Origin of the sequence: Hirschia baltica ATCC 49814 (genome assembly GCF_000023785.1) — a bacterium.
Lineage (GTDB): Bacteria > Pseudomonadota > Alphaproteobacteria > Caulobacterales > Hyphomonadaceae > Hirschia > Hirschia baltica.
Window position 1 is genome coordinate 3342659 of record NC_012982.1, and the last position, 19195, is coordinate 3361853.

Consider the following 19195-nt stretch of genomic DNA (forward strand, 5'->3'; position numbering starts at 1 on the left):
TTATGTTTAAAGCCATTGCAGATTATTACCGCTTGATAAAAGCGGGGACGACACTCGCAAGACATGATGTTTTGATACCTAGCGATATTCGACGCCACTTGCCGTGGCCGGGCAAACTTGTGGGCATGGTGCTGCGTTTATTTTCTGGTGGCAGCAAAAAGAAAAGCACTGGCGACCGCTTGGCATCCGCCCTTGAAAAAATGGGCCCAGCTTATGTGAAGCTGGGACAAATCCTCGCCACTCGACCAGACATTATAGGGATAAAAAACGCACAAGATCTTTCTCGTCTAAAGGACCGCGTTCCGCCTTTTTCAGTCGCACTCGCAGAAAAAGCACTCAAAGCCGAATTTGGAGACGAATGTTCAACACTCTTTCCACAATTAAGTGCACCTATTGCCGCAGCATCTATATCCCAAGTCCACAAAATACACACAGAAGATGGGTATAAAGCCCTCAAAATTTTAAGACCCGATGTTGAAAAACACATCGAAAAAGAATTGCGCGCCCTTCGGCGCCTTGCGCGTATAATCGAGAAATTTGTTCCTGATTCCAGACGTTTACGCCCAATAGACGCCGTTGAAACAATAGCTCGCTCTTTAACATTAGAGTTGGACCTGCGTTTTGAAGCCGGCGCTGCTTCTGAATTTAAAGAAGTTCTCAAAATCGATAATTATGCCGGCGCACCTGAAGTTGATTGGAAACGCACAAGCAAACGCGTTCTAACCACTGAATGGATATCTGGACAGGCCATGACCCGGCTTGAGGGGATAAGTGACAAAGATCGTGAAGCGCTCGCTTATAAGGTTAATCGTAGTTTTCTTGCTTCCGCGCTAGATCATGGCTTTTTTCATGCCGACATTCATGAAGGCAATATGATACTACACCCCCCAGAAAAAGACGGGGATGAATATGAACTGACCTTTATTGATTTTGGAATTATGGGACGGATAGGTCCAAATGAGCGTCTTTTCCTTGCTGAAATCATAAATGGCTTCCTAACGCGCAATTACACCCGCCTTGCCCGTGTGCATTTTGAAAATGGCTATGTGCCGGCAGAGCATTCAATGGATGATTTTGCACAAGCATTAAGATCTGTAGGCGAGCCTATTCATGGGCAAACAGCAGAAGATCTTCCAATGGGCCGTATCATCATGCAATTGTTTGATATTACAGAACAATTTGGAATGCGCATGCGCCCAGAACTCGTGCTAATTCAAAAGACAATGGTACAAGTTGAAGGTGTTGCCCGCGCTATTTACCCGCCACATGATATATGGGAATCGGCGCGTCCAATCGTTGAGCGTTGGGTTGCGAGAGAATTTGGTCCTGTTGGCGCGGCCAAGCTAGCCCAGAATGTCGCCAATGAAGCAACTAACCGCATTAAACGCCTACCTGAATTCATGGACCGCGTTGATAATGCCTTGATTCAAATTGAAAATCCGCCGACACCGCCCAAACCACGTTCAAATTGGCCATTGTGGACTGTGACTTTGATATTAGGCAAAGCACTCGCCGCTCTAATTGGTTATCTTGTTGGTATTCACGTTTAAGAGATTACATAAAATCTGTTCGGCCCAATCCGTGCATTCCTCATAAATATACGTTAGAACAAGAACGTACAGACCCCTTTGGAGACACAAAACGTGGCTGATAAATCAATTCTACTTATCATTGGCGGCGGGATAGCTGCCTATAAAAGCCTTGAGCTGATCCGTGAATTGGGCCGCGCTGGCGTTTCCACACGCTGCATTTTAACTAAAGGTGGCGAGCAATTTGTAACCCCACTCACCGTCTCATCCCTCACAGGTGAGAAAGTATTTTCCGAACTTTTCGACCTCGATGATGAAGCCGATATGGGTCATATCCAACTCTCTCGTTCCACGGATTTGGTTGTTGTCTGTCCCGCCACTGCGGATTTAATGGCGAAGTCCTGTGCCGGTATTGCGAATGATCTAGCGACAACGACTCTACTTGCGACTGATAAACCGGTGTTCATGGTGCCAGCCATGAATGTGCGTATGTGGGACCATCCAGCAACCCAACGCAATGTCAGACAATTACGCCTTGATGGTATTGAAGTGATGGAACCAGATATTGGCGAAATGGCATGTGGTGAATATGGGCCTGGTCGGCTGCCGGATGTTATGCGGATAAAAGATGAAATTCTGGATCATTTAGCACGCCCGATTGATGCGCCTCTTGCAGGCAAAAAAGCCGTTGTTACAGCCGGCCCAACACGCGAAGCCCTAGATCCGGTTCGATATATTTCAAATCATTCTTCAGGTAGGCAAGGCTATGCAATTGCCTCTGCACTATCTCGTCTTGGAGCCGACGTCACATTGGTGTCTGGTCCAACTTCCTTACCTCAACCGGCTGGTCTAAATTTTGTTCAAGTTGAAACAGCAATAGAGATGCTAGATGCTGTAAAATCAGGTTTGCCATCAGATATTTTCGTTTCCGTCGCAGCAGTCGCGGATTGGAGACCGGCAGAACCATCAGATGTAAAAATCAAAGCCAAAACAACAAAAAAAGGCATGGGTTCAATCACGCTTGTTGAAAACCCTGATATTTTAAAAACCATTTCCCACATGAGCGAAGACCGCCCCAAGCTTGTTATTGGCTTTGCAGCAGAAACAAATGATGTGGAAGATCACGCGCAAGGCAAGCTGGAACGCAAAGGCTGTGATTGGATCGTGGCAAATGATGTGTCTGGCGATGTGATGGGCGGAGCTGAAAACGAAATCGCCATTGTTAAACGTGATGGCATTGAACGTTTACCACGCATGAGCAAAGCATTTGTCGCCCAAAATCTCGCCAAACGTATCGCTGAGAGCTTTAAGGACTAGCCACATCCTCGGTTGCCGCACTATCCACCTTCTTCTGAAAGTTCAGTCTCACTTATTTGTATAGCTTTTTTATATTCTACAATCTGTTTTTGTAGTTCACTTATTCTATTCGCCTGCAATTCAGCAATAGATTTAATTTGACTAACTTCCACTTGGTCTTCTTTCGTGGAGACTGCCGCCTCCAACACAGATTTCCCGTGCACAATTCCACATAGCGCATGATAGTTTACAATATGAAGCTGCAATCCATCATAATCTGCAGCCTCAAGCATTTGTTGAGCCTTTTCTTTTTCTTCTAAACGCCGCACGCGAACTGCTCTATAGTGAAGATCTGTGTTGTCTCCTCCTAGAATAGTATTGCTCAATTCATCTCTCGCGCCGATAAGAAAAGCACCACCATTTGCAAGCTGATTGGCAGATTGCGCGTGCGTATTCACACCCGCCAATACAGCCAAAGCCAAACCTCCTACCCCCATGGAAGACTTCGTTACCTTTGATTGCGTTATGACTTCCGACATATAGGCATCACAAAGCCGATCCGATTTGGCATAAGCGGCTATCAATATCTGACGCTGGACTATTTCTTCTGCCCTTCCCATAACCCCCAAAACATTCTCAATTGGAACTTCCTGCTTTGCACTTGCCAAGAGACTACAATCTCTAATGTCCGAATTGGTTAAATGCTTTCGCGGTTTGGGCTTCAGTTTCTTGCCTATACAAGTCTCATATTTTGCAACATTGCCAGCATCTAAAAGACCAACAACATTTGTAGGATCCACTATATTGTTCACCGTCAACAATGTTGCGGGTAATGTTAGTTTATTGGAATAATCTTTAATGTGTGGTGCATTTGAACACCCTGAAAGATACACGAATACTGTAAGAATGATAAATTTAAACTGCATAGTAGCCCCCAACTAGCAATGAATACTTATCTTACTACATTTTCAACCTAATATACACCCTCAGGTAAATGTCTGTTTTAAAATTGAAAAAAGATATGGCAAGTTTCCAAACCACAACAACCAGTTTAAGCATGTCTTCAAATCTAGGAGACATGTCATGAGCCAGCCAGCAAACACAGCGATTATTGAAGTTAAGCCCCTCCCCCATTTTGAAGGTTTGGCTTTGCCTGCTTATGAAACCACAAGTGCGGCTGGCATGGATTTGCGCGCAGCCAATAATGAAGGCGAAGACATTGTACTGGCCCCAATGGCGCGCGATATGATCCCGACAGGTTTGAGCATGGCAATTCCACATGGCTATGAAGTGCAAATCCGCCCGCGTTCTGGCCTAGCCGCTAAACACGGTATTACATGCCTCAACACGCCCGGCACAATTGATGCTGATTATCGCGGTGAAGTGAAAGTCATTTTGATTAATTTAGGGTCAGAACCATTCACCATCAAACGCGGCGAACGCATTGCGCAAATGGTCGTGGCTCCCGTCACGCAAGGCGTTTGGAAAGAAGTTGATGAGCTTTCCAGCACCGATCGCGGCACAGGTGGATTTGGCTCTACAGGGCGCTAAAAGGTCCAAATTGAGTTAACAAAACATAAATTTATTTGATTGAATTTTATGCTTCTGACTCAACATGAATAAACCGTAATGTGAGAAGCTGGCGATACCGACAAACTGAAGAGTTCCTCCCCGTCCTCTTTTGCCAACGGGTCGGGTCGCTCACACGACATCTCACACCTTCAAAAAATGCAAGCAGATGATCAAATAGCGACCCGCGATGTTGGCATTGTTATTCGAGGGAAGTGAACTTAAATTCAATTGAATATTGTCTTAACTCCAGGGAAGGAACAATACGAGCAGCAGCTTTAGTCCTTTTATCAAAATCATGAGCGATCAGAATTCCCCGTACAGGCCTATCTTCTTCTAGTTCTGTATCCCCCATATAACCCAAAATTTGTCCGATTGCGCGACTGTCAACTTTACCAGCCTTTAATTCGACGATGACTATACCTTCATCATCTTCACAAGTAATATCGATAAAACCTGAATCGACTGACCGCTCCGCTCCATCGTCTATGATTCTTAAATTTTCGTCTAATTGAGTTATATTGTTGCGCAACATTGACTGCATATCACGCTCTAACGAAAATTTTTGTTTTGTCTGGTTTTCTATATCAGAGTTTACATTGTCGGATGTAAACTCTCTTTCAAAAAAGCCTCCACCTAAAAACTTCTCGTACCTTACAACAGCATTTTTATATGATTGTAGGTTATTCCTGATGTTTCCGTTGAATACAATTTTCGACGGGTTTGGTTTTCGCGCTCGCTCATCAAAAACGGAATATTGCAGAGAATTTATTACGTCCTGAAGAGTGTTTTGACGAAAATGCTCTTCAAGGTCTCCGTAAAACTCTTCTACCTTTTTCACTCGATGAATTTGAGCAGATTGCGTCCCCTCTGCATATTTCTGCTCCTCAAGCCATTGCAAATAATCTTGGCGCATATTTAACCTCCATCAAATCTATCAAAATAATTAAGACCCTACTCCAACTGAAACGGCTCCCCTGCCATATCTGCCAATAGGTAGTCATCATTATTGGCATTGATGTTGAGTTTGCCAAAAGCAAAAGCTGTGCGGTCTATGATAATGTCACGCGGGCGTAGTTCGCGGGAAAGCTCCAAGCCATCAAGCGTGCGGCAACGGGAAAAGGCCACATAGGCCTGACCGTGGGCAAACATGCCATTGTCAAAATCGATATAGACATTATCCAGCGTCATGCCTTGGGATTTGTGAATGGTGACCGCATAAGCTAATCGTAATGGCAATTGCTTGAATGATCCCACGACCGTTCGGCTGACAGATTTTTTATCGGAATCAAAATCATAGCGATATTTTTCCCAAGCTTGGGGCGCAATGCGGTAGGTCTCGCCGTCAATTTTCACAAATACTGAGCTCTCGCCCAACGCTTCAACGATACCGATTGAGCCATTCACCCACCTGCCCTCTGGATCATTCTTGATCAGCATAACGCGCGCGCCAACTTTCAGATCAAGAAAAGCATCGGTGGGGAAAGAGCGCTCATCAAACTGACCATCACTCACCCCTTCATAGCTTGTGGCGACGCCGGGTAATTCATCGAGGCGTTGCTGATTTATCCGCCATGCCGCCGCATTATTGGGGGTGAGCACAATATGCGTTTCGGATGCATCGGCAGGCGTGCGCGATGAAACACGCTCCTTCAGAGTTTGCTCTTCTTCGGGTCCAAGCCGACCATTTCGCAACGCATTGAGCACATTTAAAAAACGCTCATCTTCTTGTCGAAACACATGTTTAAGCGCCGCAAGCTGGAATGCGCCATCCTTAAAAGCTTGGGAAAGAAAAAACCATGGCCCGCCAAAACGGTCATGCAGAATTGGCTCAACTTCACTTTCCACAATAGGCGGCAATTGATGCAAATCGCCTGATAAAATCACGCGCACACCGCCAAAAGGCCGCTTATCATTGCGGTTTAGGCGCAACATATCCGACATGCATTGCAACATGTCCGAACGCACCATTGAAATCTCGTCCACGACGAGCGTTTCCATTGTTTTGACCAGGCGCTGATTACGCATTTTTTTCACATCAGCCGCATCCAGCAAGCGGGGCGGGAATTTAAAAAATGAATGTATTGTCTGCCCGCCTGCATTTACCGCCGCCAAACCAGTGGGTGCTAGCACAACGGATTTATCTCCCGTTGCACGCAAAAGTCGCTTCAGCATGGTGGTTTTACCGGTGCCTGCGCGCCCCGTCAGGAAGAGATTGCGGTGACCCGTCAATATCTCCTTGAGCAAAGGATCGTAAGTTGCCGACTCACCATCCTTGTTTGGGGTCACATAAATCACCAAGTGAAAGACTTCCTATGAGTAATTGAGCTGATACAATAATAAATGCTAGCGACGACAATCTCTGAAAATTCAGGACCGATTCGCCGCAAATCAGCTAGGTACAAAGCATGAATCTAACTTCAGAACAAATCCAACGTTATGCACGCCACATCATGCTGCGTGAAATTGGCGGTCCGGGCCAGCAAAAATTGCTTAAATCAACAGTCGCGCTTGTCGGCGCTGGCGGTTTGGGCGGACCAGCAGCTTTGTATTTGGCGGCTGCGGGCGTTGGAAATATTAGATTGATAGATGATGATGAAGTGTCACTTTCCAATCTGCAAAGACAGATTTTGTTTTCAACCTCTGAAATTGGTGCCCCAAAGGTAAAAAGCGGCAAAGAAAGGCTTGCCGCACTCAACCCTGATTGCTCAATCACTGAAATTTCCAAACGCCTAAATGCCGATAACGCCGCCGAATGTATTGGTGGTGCTGATTTTGTGCTGGATGGATCAGACAGTTTTCAGACGCGATTTGATGTGAACCAATTTTGTCATGACAATAATCGCACGCTTATTTCTGGGGCAGTTGGCCGTTGGTCAGGACAAGTCTCTGTTTATAAATCGGGCTTGACCAAAGCCAATGAGAAAAAAGATAAACTCCCCTGCTATCGCTGTCTGACACCTGAATTGCCCGAAACCGAAATCAGCTGCGCAGAAATCGGTGTCATTGGTCCCCTTACCGGCATTGTTGGCGCACGCATGGCGATGGAAACAGTTAAAGAAATTACCAAAGCAGGCCAATCCATGGCAGGACGTTTGTGGATTTATGATGCGCTATCTGGCGATGGCCGTACGATCAAATTACCCATTGATCCCGCTTGTCCATGTTGTTCTTGAGAAATACAATGCACGCACGCTCTTGCCGGATATTCGACACTCTCCTACCTTCTATAATGTGGTCGCCAAATAAATTGCGAACACAAACGAACGCTGGGAGTTAATCAATATGGTGCGCTTCATCCTTGGGGTTGTCGTTTTTTTTACGTTGGTTTTCACAGCTGCGTGGTTTTCACTCACTCATCCTGATATGTCTTATGCTGAACTCGATGAAAAATACGCAGTCTCTGCATCAAAATTCATAACGTTAGAATCTGGCGCACGTGTCCACTATCTGGATTCTGGGCCCGCCCCCGAAAACACAACATCTCCTCCGCTCATTTTAATCCACGGTTACACAAGTAGCTCGTTTGAATGGAGCAATTGGATCAAATCTTTAAGAGGCAGATATCACATCATAGCGGTAGATTTACCCGCCCACGGTCTAACGGAAGCTTCGATGAATTATATTCGCGAAGAAGCCGGCATGGTAAATTTCGTCGATGAATTTACCCAATCCCTCAATTTATCTAGCTTTGTATTGGGTGGTTCTTCACTGGGCGGACGCATTAGTTGGGAATACAGTCTCATTCACCCTGAAAAAGTGGACTCTCTCATATTAATTGGCGCGGATGGCTGGGAAGTATCAGAAACAGCAACATCCTTTGATCCCATCATAAAAGATCTCAATTCCTACCCACTTCTGGCACCTGTATTGAGGTTTTTTGATATGAAAACCTTTATCACAGCGAGGGTCCAACAGAGTTTTCTAAACCCTGATGAAGCAAACCCTGAATTGATAGACAGATTTTCTGATTTCACATTCGCACCAAACCACAGAAAAGGTCTGGTTGAACTCGCCTTACAGAAACACACGCTTGATCCCCAAAGGGAAAACTCAATTCCTACCCTCATCTTGCAAGGGGAAAAAGATGCGATCGTGCCATTAAGTTACGCCACGAAATTTCATCAGCTCGCACCTAATTCAACGCTGCTGACCTATGAAATGGCGGGTCACAATCTACATATGGAAGCCCCAAGGCGGTCACTTGAGGATGTGCTAGAATTTCTAACGAATGAACAGCGTCCAAGACCGCGCAATTCCTATCAGGAATTGGAAACATCTTCTTATACGAGAGAGTCAGATACGGTTTTGCCAGTCTCCAAGAACTAAATGCTCGAAGACTTAGACGCCCCACTCGTTTGCGAGGCAGCCATTGCCGCGAAAAGAGAATTCTTCAATCACATTGCTGTCTTCAACAATGAATTGCGTGCTGCAAACTGATTTAAGAATATATCTGGGCACCCACACTTTACGCGCCTCAACAAAACGACGTGTTTGAGTTTTGCCATTATCTGTCTCAAACTTAGCAGACGTGCGATAATAACGGTGATCAAAATATCCACCACGTGGAAGATCCTTGGAAGCTTTATAGATCCAGATTTCACGACCATCTTCCAGCTTATTTACTGTAGACGGCTTACCCCACTCATTTAACAATTGTTGAGTCGACTGTCCTTGGTATTGAGTCAGCTGCTTACGATAACCCTCTGCTGTTTCACAGGCAGCTAGGCTCGTAATCGCTAAAAAGCTAAGACACATCAATTTGAGTTTCACAACAAAACTCCCCGCGCGGACACTACATTAAATCAAGTTAAGGTTTCCCATTATTGTCCTTAAAAAAAGTTAATGTCACGCGAAAAGTTACAAAAAGTTTATGAAAAAGCACATTTCAGTTATGCATTTCTAGATATCGGTATAATCAATCCTCAAAACTCCCGTCATTAGGGAGCTTTGGCTTGTATCGTCCGTCATGCATCAGGCTTAAATCAATTCTGGTAAAACACGGTCTGGAACCATGTGGCCATCAAGAAAATTCTTAATATTGATGATGACTTTTTCACCCATTTCCGTCCGCGCCTCAACGGTAGCTGACCCCATATGCGGCAAGAGAATAACATTCTTCAATGCCAATAAGCGTGGATTTATTTCTGGTTCATTCTGGAAAACATCCAATCCCGCTCCAGCGATCTGCCCCGCTTCCAACGCACTTATCAGCGCATCCTCATCAATCACCTCTCCACGCGACGTGTTGACGATGTAAGCATGAGGTTTAAGCAGCTTTAACCGGCGCTCATGCAACAAATGATATGTGGCCGGCGTTGCTGGACAATTGACAGAAATAATATCCATACGAGAGATCATCTGGTCCAGACTTTCCCAATATGTCGTCGCAAATTGGGCTTCAATCGCAGGAGAAACACGATTACGATTGTGATAGTGCACTTCCAGCCCAAAAGCTCTGGCGCGACGCGCAACGGCCTGCCCTATGCGCCCCATCCCAATAATACCGATACGCTTGCCGAAAATACGGTGACCCAACATATAAGTTGGTGACCAGCCTTTAAATTCACCCGCACGTAAAGCATCAACCCCTTGTACCATACGGCGCGGCAGAGCCAATATCAGCGCCATGGTCATATCAGCCGTATCTTCAGTCAGAACACCCGGCGTGTTAGTAACAATAATGCCTTTTTGAGCCGCTGCTTTAACATCAATATTATCAACACCCGCTCCAAATTGAGCGATCATCTTCAACTGACTGCCTGCATTGGCAATCAATTCTGCCGTAATATTGTCAGTGAGTGTGGAAACAAAAACATCAGCCCTCTCCAGCGCATCGGCTAAGCGATTTTCTGTGAAAGCTTCGTCATTTGTATTTAGTTCCACATCAAATAATTCGCTCATCCGCTGCTCGACTGGTTTAGGGAGCTTGCGAGATATGACGACTTTTACCGTGTCCCGTGGCATTCAGTGTCTCCAATATTATTTTCTTTTTTATGAGCACATAGCAAATCAGCACTAAAATTCCAAATTTTGAATTAAATGCATGGGTACAACAAATTTGGAAATTAAGGTTAAGACGTCATTCATCATGCGAGGACATTGTGACCCATCATTAAATGATGGTCATGATTATGTATTCGAGTCAAAACGCTCACTCTAAACGTCTCTTTGTAATTTTCTTCCTTTTGCTTTCTGCAATGGGTATGTCTGCTATGGTGCCGGCATTCGCTCAATCCGATTTCACAATCGAACCTGCGAGCCTGACACCTTATGTGAATCCCCAACAGGAAAGACGTATTTCCAAATTTTCCAGCATGCCAGTTCCGCGCTATGCCAGCCTCAAATATAATGAAGTCAATGGACGCTTAGGGCCGGGATTGGAATATCCGATAAAATGGCAATATCAGAGAAGCGGCCTACCTGTCTTAGTCGTCAAAGAATCTAAGAATTGGCGTAAAATTCGTGACCCACAAGGCGATGAAGTATGGGTGCACCAACGCATGTTAGGTGCACGTCGTACAGGCATTACCTCCACGAACGTTATCATGTACCAAAAACCGGACCTTGAAACGCTTCCCATAGCAGAAGTGGAAATGGGCGTTGTCGCCGATATTGCTGAATGTGAGGGTGATTGGTGCCGTGTTGATATTGATGGTAGAAATGGTTGGGCCTACAGAAATTCTATCTGGGGCGTTGACGATCTAGGTTAGTAGAAACCGATTTCATTCACCCTATCAGCCCACACAGGGGTTTGCCCTTCTGAAACCTCGTGCTAACCCGTCTCCAAAATGTTTGTCGTTTTGATTTGCTAAACTGTATAGCACACCCCAATTCGGCCTTTGTGTTTTGGAGAAGGCGTTAAATGTCCAACCCTGCTGAATATCATGAAGCTCAAGCTTCATACTCATATGAAGACCTTATAAAATCTAGCGAAGGCACATTGTTTGGACCTGGAAATGCCCAGCTTCCGGCTCCACCTATGCTTATGCTAGATCGTATTTTAAACATCAGCCTTGAAGGCGGTGAATATGGTAAAGGTAAATTAGTCGCAGAACTCGATGTAAATCCTGAGCTATGGTTCTTTGCATGTCACTTCCCCGGCGATCCAGTTATGCCCGGTTGTCTTGGCCTAGATGCTATGTGGCAGCTTGTCGGATTTTGGCTTGGATGGTCTGGTTCCCCAGGAAAAGGTCGTGCTTTGGGTGTTGGTGATGTTAAATTCACTGGACAGGTGACAAATGACATCAAAAAAGTACGATATGAGATTAGCATCAAGCGTGCAATTCGCGGTCGTTTGGTTATGGGGATCGCTGATGGTCAAGTCTTTGCTGATGATCAGAAGATATATCAAGCTAAGGACCTAAAGGTAGGGCTATTTAAACCCGAAGCCTAAGCTCTATAGTTTCAATATGGCTGCGCCCCACAAGCGGCGCGCCCGAGTCAAAAAGGTAAGCGCACATGAGTGCAACTGGTCTTCGTCGCGTCGTTGTTACAGGAATGGGAATTGTTTCTTCTATTGGTGATAACATCAAAGAAGTCACCGAGAGTCTAAAAAACGGCAAGTCTGGAATTACGTTCAGCCAAGATTATGCAGATCGTGGTTTCCGGTGTCATCTTGTTGGAAAACCCAAAGCAATCCCTAAAGAACACATCGAAAAGCGCGCAATGCGTTTTATGGGCGATGGGTCTGGCTATTGCTATATGGCAATGGAACAAGCGCTTGAAGATTGCGGCCTTCCAGAAGAATTGGTCTCCAATCCCCGCACAGGCCTTATTGTTGGCACAGGCGGCCCTTCAACGCGCGCGATTGTAGAAGCAGCCGATATTGCACGCGAAAAAGGCATTAAACGCATCGGACCTTTTGCCGTACCTAAAGCCATGTGTTCGACTGCATCTGCTGCGTTATCGACCATGTTTAAGATTTTGGGTGTAAACTACTCAATCTCCTCTGCTTGCACGACATCCCTTCACTGTATTGGTGCTGCTGCTGAGCAAATCCAATGGGGTAAGCAAGATATTATGTTTGCCGGCGGCGGCGACGAAGTCGAGTGGAGCTTCTCTGCCCTCTTCGATGCTATGGGTGCGATGTCTTCCAAATACAATGACACACCAACAAAAGCCTCTCGCGCATTTGATGAAAGTCGCGATGGTTTCGTCATTTCAGGTGGAGCCGGTATTCTTGTATTGGAAGAATATGAACATGCCAAAAAGCGCGGCGCCACTATTTATGGTGAAATCACAGGCTATGGCGCAACATCTGATGGCCATGACATGGTTGCCCCCTCTGGTGAAGGTGGTTTACGTGCCATGCAACAAGCGCTTGCCACAGTGAATGCGAAACCAGACTATCTAAACCCTCACGCCACTGCGACACCAGTTGGTGACATGGTCGAGCTGGAAAGCGTTCGCAAGTTATTTGGGAATAATGCAGAAGACCAACCCATGATATCCGGCACCAAGTCAATGACCGGACATGCAATGGGAGCAGCGGGGGTGAATGAGGCCATTTATTCTCTGATTATGATGAAAGAGAATTTCGTTGCACCTTCAATCAACATCGAAAATTTAGACCCTGCTGCCATTGGCATGAATATTATTCGGGAAGCGCGAGATGCTGCCCTTAAAATGGTAATGTCGAACTCATTTGGTTTTGGTGGAACAAATGGGTCTGTGATCTTCTCAAAGATCTAGAATTTCCTCATATATTTAAAAACGCAATAGCCCTTAATCCTATGGATTGAGGGCTTTCTTTTGGAAATTCACCAAACTGATTCAATTCTCCCCTTCCCAAACAGTTATTATGATCATATAAAGGTATCTTTATATGTGCAATTCAGTATAGGGATGTTGTCAGTGAAAAAGAATTACTACTTTACGAGTGAAAGTGTGTCCGAGGGACATCCTGACAAAGTATCCGATAGAATATCAGATTCTATCGTTGATCTATTCCTTTCGCGCGACCCAGAAGCGCGTGTGGCTTGTGAAACACTAACGACAACCAACCTGATCGTGCTTGCCGGTGAGATGCGTATTGCAGATGACCTCATGCCATCTATGGAAGAGATCGAAACAACAGCACGCGAAGCTGTGCGTGACATTGGATATCACCAAAAAGGCTTCCACTGGAAAACAGCTGAATTGATCAACCGACTACATGGTCAATCAACTGATATCGCCATGGGTGTTGATGAGGGTACTGGTGATTTTAAAGAAGAAGGTGCTGGCGACCAAGGTATTATGTTTGGTTATGCAACAAACGAAACACCTGAATTAATGCCTGCCCCAATCATTTATTCCCACCAAATTTTGAAAAAAATGGCAGAGCTTCGCAAATCTGGATCTCAACCAGAATTTGAACCAGACGCAAAATCACAAGTTAGCCTTCGCTATGAAGATGGACGTCCTGTTGGTGTCTCTTCTGTGGTTGTATCCACACAACACAAATTCGGTTTCACACCATCCGATATTCGTGAAATGGTACGCCCTGTTGTTCAAAGTGTTTTGCCTGAGGGTTGGTTTCCACCTGAAGAAGAATTCTATGTAAACCCAACGGGTAACTTTGTTATCGGTGGTCCAGATGGTGATGCAGGTCTAACAGGCCGTAAAATCATCGTTGATACTTATGGTGGAGCTGCACCTCACGGTGGTGGTGCTTTCTCCGGTAAAGACCCAACAAAAGTTGACCGTTCAGCTGCTTATGCAAGCCGTTACTTGGCTAAAAACATTGTTGCGGCTGGCCTAGCTGACCGCTGTACAATTCAACTTTCTTACGCGATTGGTGTTGCTAAACCACTTTCCATCTTCATCAATACTGATGGCACAGCCAAAATTGATGAAGCGGTAATTGAAGCTGCAATTCCAAAACTTATGGACCTGTCTCCACGCGGCATTCGTACACATCTTGGTTTAAACAAGCCAATCTATGCACGCACAGCTGCCTACGGACATTTCGGCCGTGACCCAGAAGCTGATGGTGGTTTCTCATGGGAAAAGACAGACCTAGTCGACTCTCTTAAAAGTCTGGCATAGAACGCTCTTCTAATTTTACTGGAAGACGGATAAAAATAGCTCATGACGACGCCCGAAGATGAAAAGAAAAGCAATGGATCAGAATTTGGTCCATTGCGTACTTTCGGTAGAACGGGCGGACGTCCTTTATCGACACGTCAACAAAAATTGATGGATGAGCTACTTCCTAAACTCTCGGTCAATATAAATGATCATATTGCCAGTTTTGATCCAAACGAATTGTTTGAAGGAAAACCCAAAGAAATCTGGTTTGAAATTGGATTTGGCGGTGCCGAACATCTAATTGGGCAGGCGCAAAACAATCCCGATATCGGATTTATTGGCTGCGAACCTTTTCTAGAAGGTGTCGCCAAAGCTGTGACACTCATTTGGGAAAATGAGATTCCAAATATTCGGCTTCATGCCTATGATGCGCGGGATATTCTAAATGGTCTGGCAGATCAAAGCCTCGATCGCGTTTTTATCATGTTTCCCGACCCATGGCATAAAACAAAACACCATAAGCGCCGCCTCATCCAACCCGAATTTCTGGAAACTTTATCTCGCGTTTTAAAGCCCGGCGGCAAAGTAAGATTTGCAACAGATTGGGCAAATTATGCAGATTGGGCTTTGGAACGTTTTGAACAATCACCACATTTTGAATGGACAGCAACCAAGGCGGACGATTGGCGCATCCCCCCTGCTGACCATGTCACGACACGTTATCAAACCAAAGGTCTAGGAGATTGCAAACCCGTCTTCTTGGACTTTGCAAAAATCTAACCAGCCTTTTGACTTTGCTGACCCATTTTCTTGAGTAATTCTTCTTTTCTGCGCTCTTCCGTTTTAGGAGGCGTAGCTGCGGGAGCTGTGCGGCGGTCTGGCCCAAAATAGTCACCGACACGCACAAATTGGCGCTGTGTTTCACTCATACGCTCTATGGTTTTCCACAAACGCGCACGTGAGAAAGGTAGACACAAAATGCCATCATAACCCGAACGAACAATCATATTGATCAATTGCGCAGAGCTACTTCCTGTTACAAAAAACACCTGAGCAAACGGATCCCGCACTTTTTCTTCATTGCGAAGGGCAGAAATAATCTTTCTAGGATCAACACGGCTACTACCATTGACGAGTATCGTACCCATGCTGTGAACAGCAGATTGCTCCATCATTTCATCAGGGCTTGTTGCGCTAACAATATTGCGAACGCCATATGGTTTAAGCATGTCACGCTGCATGCGAACCAATTCAATGTTTTCGCTATATATCAATAATTGCTGATTTTTAGGGTCCCTTTTAGGGGCTTCAAATTTCTCAATCATAAAAAACCTACATTATTGTATATGCTTGTATCGAGAATGAACTATCCCTAATTTTGATTAACATAAGGTGTGTATTTGTTTACCAAATTCCTGTAACTACAAAATAAGGCCACTTATATTGAAATTACACTTCGAATTTCAGTCGAAAACTCATGATTACTTGAAATATATTCCATATATCAAAACCAGTTGGCCCAATTGCGTATACGGTGTTGAGGAAATTGGCGGCATGAAATATTCAATATATTGTTTGTCATGACAGTTTAAATCCATCACTCGACATTCTTTAAAACATGGCGTATAGGGTATGCAAAGCTGAAATTAAACAGCGGCGGCCCTGGTAACTAGGCCGCCGCTTTTCGTTCCAGAACCCTGTTATTACCATCTAAACGGACTTAAATTGCGCGCATTATCTGAAATAGAAAAACGTATTCTCGATATTATCGAACCTGAAGCGACAAGCATCGGTTTGGAAATCGTACGTGTACGCATGATGGGTGCCAATACGCCCATTCTTCAGATCATGGCTGAAAAGCCCGACGGTACAATGGATGTCGAAGATTGTGCCAAACTTTCTCGCGCTATTGGTCCCGTACTTGACGTGGAAGACCCTATTCATTCAGAATACAATTTAGAAGTTTCTTCTCCTGGGATTGATCGCCCTTTGACAAGAGAAGGTGACTTTGCAAATTGGAAAACATACGAAGTTCGTATTGAATTAGGTATCCCTATTGACGGTCGCCGTCGCTTCCACGGCACGATCACCGATGAAGTGAATGGCATTGTTTCCTTGGACCTTAAAGATGGTTCAAAAGCTGAAATTTCTATCGTCGATATGGTGAAAGCCTCCTTGGTGATGAATGATCGCCTGATTGAAGAAGCCCAATCTCGCGGACAAGCACCCGAACTGGATGAAGACCAATTCGACGAATTTGAAGACGAAATAGACGACAACAATAATGCGAACCCCGACAATAATGTCGACAACGCGGCACAAAGAGAGGATGACTGATGAGCACCATCGGCGTTTCAGCAAACAAGCTGGAAATCCTAGCAATCGCAAACATATTGGCAGCTGAAAAGCAGATCGACAAAATGATCGTGCTGGAAGCAATGGCCGAGGCTATTCAAAAAGCAGCCCGTTCGCGTTACGGCCAAGAGCACGATATTCACGTTCACATCGACCCAAAATCTGGCGAGACGACGATAACACGTGTGCAAACTGTTGTTGAAGAAGTTGAAGACCCTGCTCACCATTTGTCTTTGGAAGAAGCCAGAGAAATTGACCCAAATGCTGAAATCGGCACCGAGTTCAAAGAAATTCTTCCGCCTTTCGAATTTGGTCGTGTGGCTGCTCAAACAGCAAAACAGGTTATCACTGGTAAGGTTAGAGACGCTGAACGTGATCGCCAATACGAAGAATTCAAAGACAAAGAAGGTCAGATCATCAATGGTATTGTCAAACGTGTTGAGCACGGCAATATCATAGTCGACCTTGGTCGCGGGGAAGGTATTATCCGCCGCAATGATGGTCTTCCACGTGAAAACCTCAATCCGGGTGATCGTGTTCGCGCCATTCTTTATAAAGTTTCCCGTGAGCCTAAAGGTCCACAACTTTTCCTTTCTCGTGCACACCCAACCTTCATGGTTGCCCTCTTCTCACAAGAAGTGCCTGAAGTTTATGAAGGCGTTATCGAGATTAAAGCATGTTCGCGTGACCCAGGATCTCGTGCAAAAATCGGTGTGTTGTCACACGATGCGTCTGTTGATCCAGTTGGTGCTTGTGTGGGTATGCGCGGTGCGCGTGTTCAGGCTGTTGTGTCAGAACTTCAAGGCGAAAAAATCGACATTATCCCTTGGTCAGAAGATGAAGCCACATTCATTGTGAACGCGCTTCAGCCTGCTGAGGTCTCTAAAGTTGTTGTTGATGAAGACGAAGAACGTGTTGAAGTGGTGGTCGAAGAAAGCCAATTCCCACTTGCAATTGGTCGTCGCGGTCAAAACGTAAGACTAGCATCACAACTCACAGGCTGGCAGATTGACCTAACAACTGAGGCTCAAGATTCTGAACGCCGTCAGAAAGAATTCCAAGAACGCTCTGGACTCTTTATGCGCGCGCTTGATGCTGATGAAATGCTGGCGCAATTGCTGGCTTCTGAAGGTTTTGAAAACATTGAAGAGATCGCGTATGTCGATCTTGAAGACTTCGCATCTATTGATGGCTTTGATGAAGCCGTTGCTTCTGAGCTTCAAACACGTGCACGCGAATATCTTGAACTTCTTGCCGCAGCGATGGACAAGAAGCGCAAAGATCTTGGCGTCACAGATGAAGTTGCCTTTATGGACGGTGTAACACCTGTCATGGCAGTTCGCTTTGGTGATGATGGTATCAAGACAATTGATGATCTAGCAGGCCTCGTACCTGACGATCTTATCGGTTGGAAAGAACCAGATGCAAAAGGCAAATCACGCTGGCAACCCGGCCTATTGGCCAAAGGGGAAATGACACGCGATGCTGCTGAATTATTCATTCTACGTGCGCGTGTTCTAGCGGGCTGGGTAGAAGCTGAAGTTCTAGAAGCAGAATTAGAAAAACGCGCAGCTGAATTAGAAGCTGCCGAAGCCGAGTTCGAAGGTGAACTCGGAAACCTAGAAGCAGCGGAAGCTGCATTCGTTGACCTGGAGGGCACATCTGATGACTCAGAACCTGCCCCGGAAACAGACGAATGATGTAGATCCAGACGGGAAGTCTGGCGCAGACATTGAGATAGAAACAGACACTGGTCCGCCAAAGAAAAAAAGCGGTGGACCAAGTGATCCTATGCGTCGTTGTATTGCAACGGCGACAAACCAACCACAATCTGCTATGATCAGATTTGTGGTGTCTCCTGATGGAATGGTCATACCCGATGTCGCCGCCACCCTTCCGGGACGCGGCGCATGGGTAACTGCGACATCAGAAGCATTAGACTTGGCTGTTTCCAAGAAAGCCTTTTCTAGAGCCTTTAAAAAATCTGTTCAGACAGATCCAACATTGACACAACAGACACACCAATTGTTGTTTCGACGCTGTCTTGATCTTTTGGGGTTCGCAAAACGGGCTGGAGACCTTATCTTAGGGTTTGATCAAGTCAGAGAAGAAATTCGCATGGACGAACCTTCTTGCTTGATTGAAGCGCTAGATGGCGCTAGCGATGGGCGCAAGAAGATTTTGTCTCTTGCCAAAGCCATTTTCGGCGATGACGAGCCTTCAGAGCAACCGATTATTGTCGGATGTTTCACTTCTGAAGAATTGGGCATGGCCTTAGGGCGTGAGCGTGTGATACATGCTATCGTCAAAGAGGGTCGATCCGCCCGTAATTGGATCATTGAGGTAGAGCGATTGGGCGGTTTTCGTCCATTGCGTCCGTCAGACTGGATGTCTTTGGCGGTTTAATTGATTTTTAGGTCGTCTCGATAATC

The 19195-nt window shown here is 45.5% G+C and carries 19 protein-coding genes; 13 read left to right on the forward strand and 6 right to left on the reverse strand.

The genetic code is table 11. The features are described from left to right. Window positions 1-2 precede the first annotated feature (2 nt). Together HBAL_RS15305 and coaBC are read left to right on the forward strand one after the other, a co-directional pair. Window positions 3-1550 (forward strand): AarF/UbiB family protein, encoded by a 1548-nt coding sequence (locus tag HBAL_RS15305; protein ID WP_015828862.1) that lies wholly within the window; start codon window positions 3-5, stop codon window positions 1548-1550. A 93-nt stretch (window positions 1551-1643) separates the two neighbouring features. Next, window positions 1644-2846, forward strand: a complete 1203-nt coding sequence (gene coaBC / locus HBAL_RS15310; protein ID WP_015828863.1) for a bifunctional phosphopantothenoylcysteine decarboxylase/phosphopantothenate--cysteine ligase CoaBC — start codon at window positions 1644-1646, stop codon at window positions 2844-2846. 20 nt (window positions 2847-2866) lie between these two features. Here the strand turns inward: coaBC and HBAL_RS15315 are convergent, their stop codons facing one another. Beyond that, the gene (locus HBAL_RS15315; protein ID WP_015828864.1) at window positions 2867-3751 is read right to left on the reverse strand and encodes a hypothetical protein; all 885 of its coding nucleotides are present in this window, start codon (window positions 3749-3751) and stop codon (window positions 2867-2869) included. Between the two features lie 157 nt (window positions 3752-3908). Here HBAL_RS15315 and dut point away from each other — a divergent pair, with 157 nt between their 5' ends. Next, entirely contained in the window at window positions 3909-4376 is a 468-nt protein-coding gene (gene dut / locus HBAL_RS15320; RefSeq protein WP_015828865.1) for a dUTP diphosphatase, read from the forward strand. A 220-nt stretch (window positions 4377-4596) separates the two neighbouring features. On the opposite strand, the gene HBAL_RS15325 is transcribed toward dut, so the two are convergent. Together HBAL_RS15325 and HBAL_RS15330 are read right to left on the reverse strand one after the other, a co-directional pair. Beyond that, window positions 4597-5310, reverse strand: a complete 714-nt coding sequence (locus tag HBAL_RS15325) for an endonuclease NucS domain-containing protein (protein ID WP_015828866.1) — start codon at window positions 5308-5310, stop codon at window positions 4597-4599. 38 nt (window positions 5311-5348) lie between these two features. Beyond that, window positions 5349-6695, reverse strand: coding sequence for an ATP-dependent DNA helicase (locus HBAL_RS15330; protein ID WP_015828867.1), 1347 nt, complete (start codon window positions 6693-6695; stop codon window positions 5349-5351). Window positions 6696-6802: 107 nt separating this feature from the next. Here HBAL_RS15330 and HBAL_RS15335 point away from each other — a divergent pair, with 107 nt between their 5' ends. Then, window positions 6803-7570: a HesA/MoeB/ThiF family protein gene (locus HBAL_RS15335; RefSeq protein WP_015828868.1), complete on the forward strand. Its 768-nt coding sequence runs from the start codon at window positions 6803-6805 to the stop codon at window positions 7568-7570. A 109-nt stretch (window positions 7571-7679) separates the two neighbouring features. Continuing rightward, window positions 7680-8723, forward strand: a complete 1044-nt coding sequence (locus tag HBAL_RS15340; protein WP_015828869.1) for an alpha/beta fold hydrolase — start codon at window positions 7680-7682, stop codon at window positions 8721-8723. A gap of 12 nt (window positions 8724-8735) precedes the next feature. Here the strand turns inward: HBAL_RS15340 and HBAL_RS15345 are convergent, their stop codons facing one another. Beyond that, complete coding sequence (locus tag HBAL_RS15345; protein ID WP_015828870.1) at window positions 8736-9167, reverse strand: hypothetical protein; 432 nt, start codon at window positions 9165-9167, stop codon at window positions 8736-8738. A gap of 207 nt (window positions 9168-9374) precedes the next feature. Beyond that, complete coding sequence (locus HBAL_RS15350) at window positions 9375-10361, reverse strand: 2-hydroxyacid dehydrogenase (RefSeq protein WP_015828871.1); 987 nt, start codon at window positions 10359-10361, stop codon at window positions 9375-9377. Window positions 10362-10528: 167 nt separating this feature from the next. On the opposite strand from HBAL_RS15350, the gene HBAL_RS15355 reads away from it, so the two are divergent. The 5 genes from HBAL_RS15355 to trmB all read left to right on the forward strand — a co-directional run bounded on the left by HBAL_RS15355 (window position 10529) and on the right by trmB (window position 15188). Continuing rightward, on the forward strand, window positions 10529-11107 hold the full coding sequence (locus tag HBAL_RS15355; protein ID WP_233356704.1) for an SH3 domain-containing protein: 579 nt from the start codon (window positions 10529-10531) through the stop codon (window positions 11105-11107). Between the two features lie 152 nt (window positions 11108-11259). Further along, a complete protein-coding gene (gene fabA / locus HBAL_RS15360; RefSeq protein WP_015828873.1) occupies window positions 11260-11790 on the forward strand; it encodes a bifunctional 3-hydroxydecanoyl-ACP dehydratase/trans-2-decenoyl-ACP isomerase in 531 nt (176 codons plus the stop codon). Window positions 11791-11855: 65 nt separating this feature from the next. Beyond that, window positions 11856-13088: a beta-ketoacyl-ACP synthase I gene (gene fabB / locus HBAL_RS15365; RefSeq protein ID WP_015828874.1), complete on the forward strand. Its 1233-nt coding sequence runs from the start codon at window positions 11856-11858 to the stop codon at window positions 13086-13088. Between the two features lie 153 nt (window positions 13089-13241). Then, window positions 13242-14426, forward strand: a complete 1185-nt coding sequence (gene metK, locus HBAL_RS15370) for a methionine adenosyltransferase (RefSeq protein ID WP_041301705.1) — start codon at window positions 13242-13244, stop codon at window positions 14424-14426. A 42-nt stretch (window positions 14427-14468) separates the two neighbouring features. Then, complete coding sequence (gene trmB / locus HBAL_RS15375; protein WP_015828876.1) at window positions 14469-15188, forward strand: tRNA (guanosine(46)-N7)-methyltransferase TrmB; 720 nt, start codon at window positions 14469-14471, stop codon at window positions 15186-15188. Here the strand turns inward: trmB and HBAL_RS15380 are convergent. Beyond that, a complete protein-coding gene (locus tag HBAL_RS15380; RefSeq protein ID WP_015828877.1) occupies window positions 15185-15733 on the reverse strand; it encodes a response regulator in 549 nt (182 codons plus the stop codon). The two genes, trmB and HBAL_RS15380, sit on opposite strands and share 4 nt — an antisense overlap. 400 nt (window positions 15734-16133) lie before the next feature. On the opposite strand from HBAL_RS15380, the gene rimP reads away from it, so the two are divergent. From rimP to HBAL_RS15395, 3 genes are read left to right on the forward strand one after another with little or no spacing between them, the layout of a single operon-like run. Beyond that, window positions 16134-16745, forward strand: a complete 612-nt coding sequence (rimP, locus tag HBAL_RS15385; RefSeq protein WP_015828878.1) for a ribosome maturation factor RimP — start codon at window positions 16134-16136, stop codon at window positions 16743-16745. Then, the gene (gene nusA / locus HBAL_RS15390; protein ID WP_015828879.1) at window positions 16745-18463 is read left to right on the forward strand and encodes a transcription termination factor NusA; all 1719 of its coding nucleotides are present in this window, start codon (window positions 16745-16747) and stop codon (window positions 18461-18463) included. The genes rimP and nusA overlap by 1 nt, the downstream gene beginning before the upstream one ends. Continuing rightward, window positions 18429-19169: an RNA-binding protein gene (locus tag HBAL_RS15395; protein WP_015828880.1), complete on the forward strand. Its 741-nt coding sequence runs from the start codon at window positions 18429-18431 to the stop codon at window positions 19167-19169. Before nusA ends, HBAL_RS15395 begins: the two co-directional genes overlap by 35 nt. The last annotated feature ends 26 nt before the right edge of the window (window positions 19170-19195 follow it).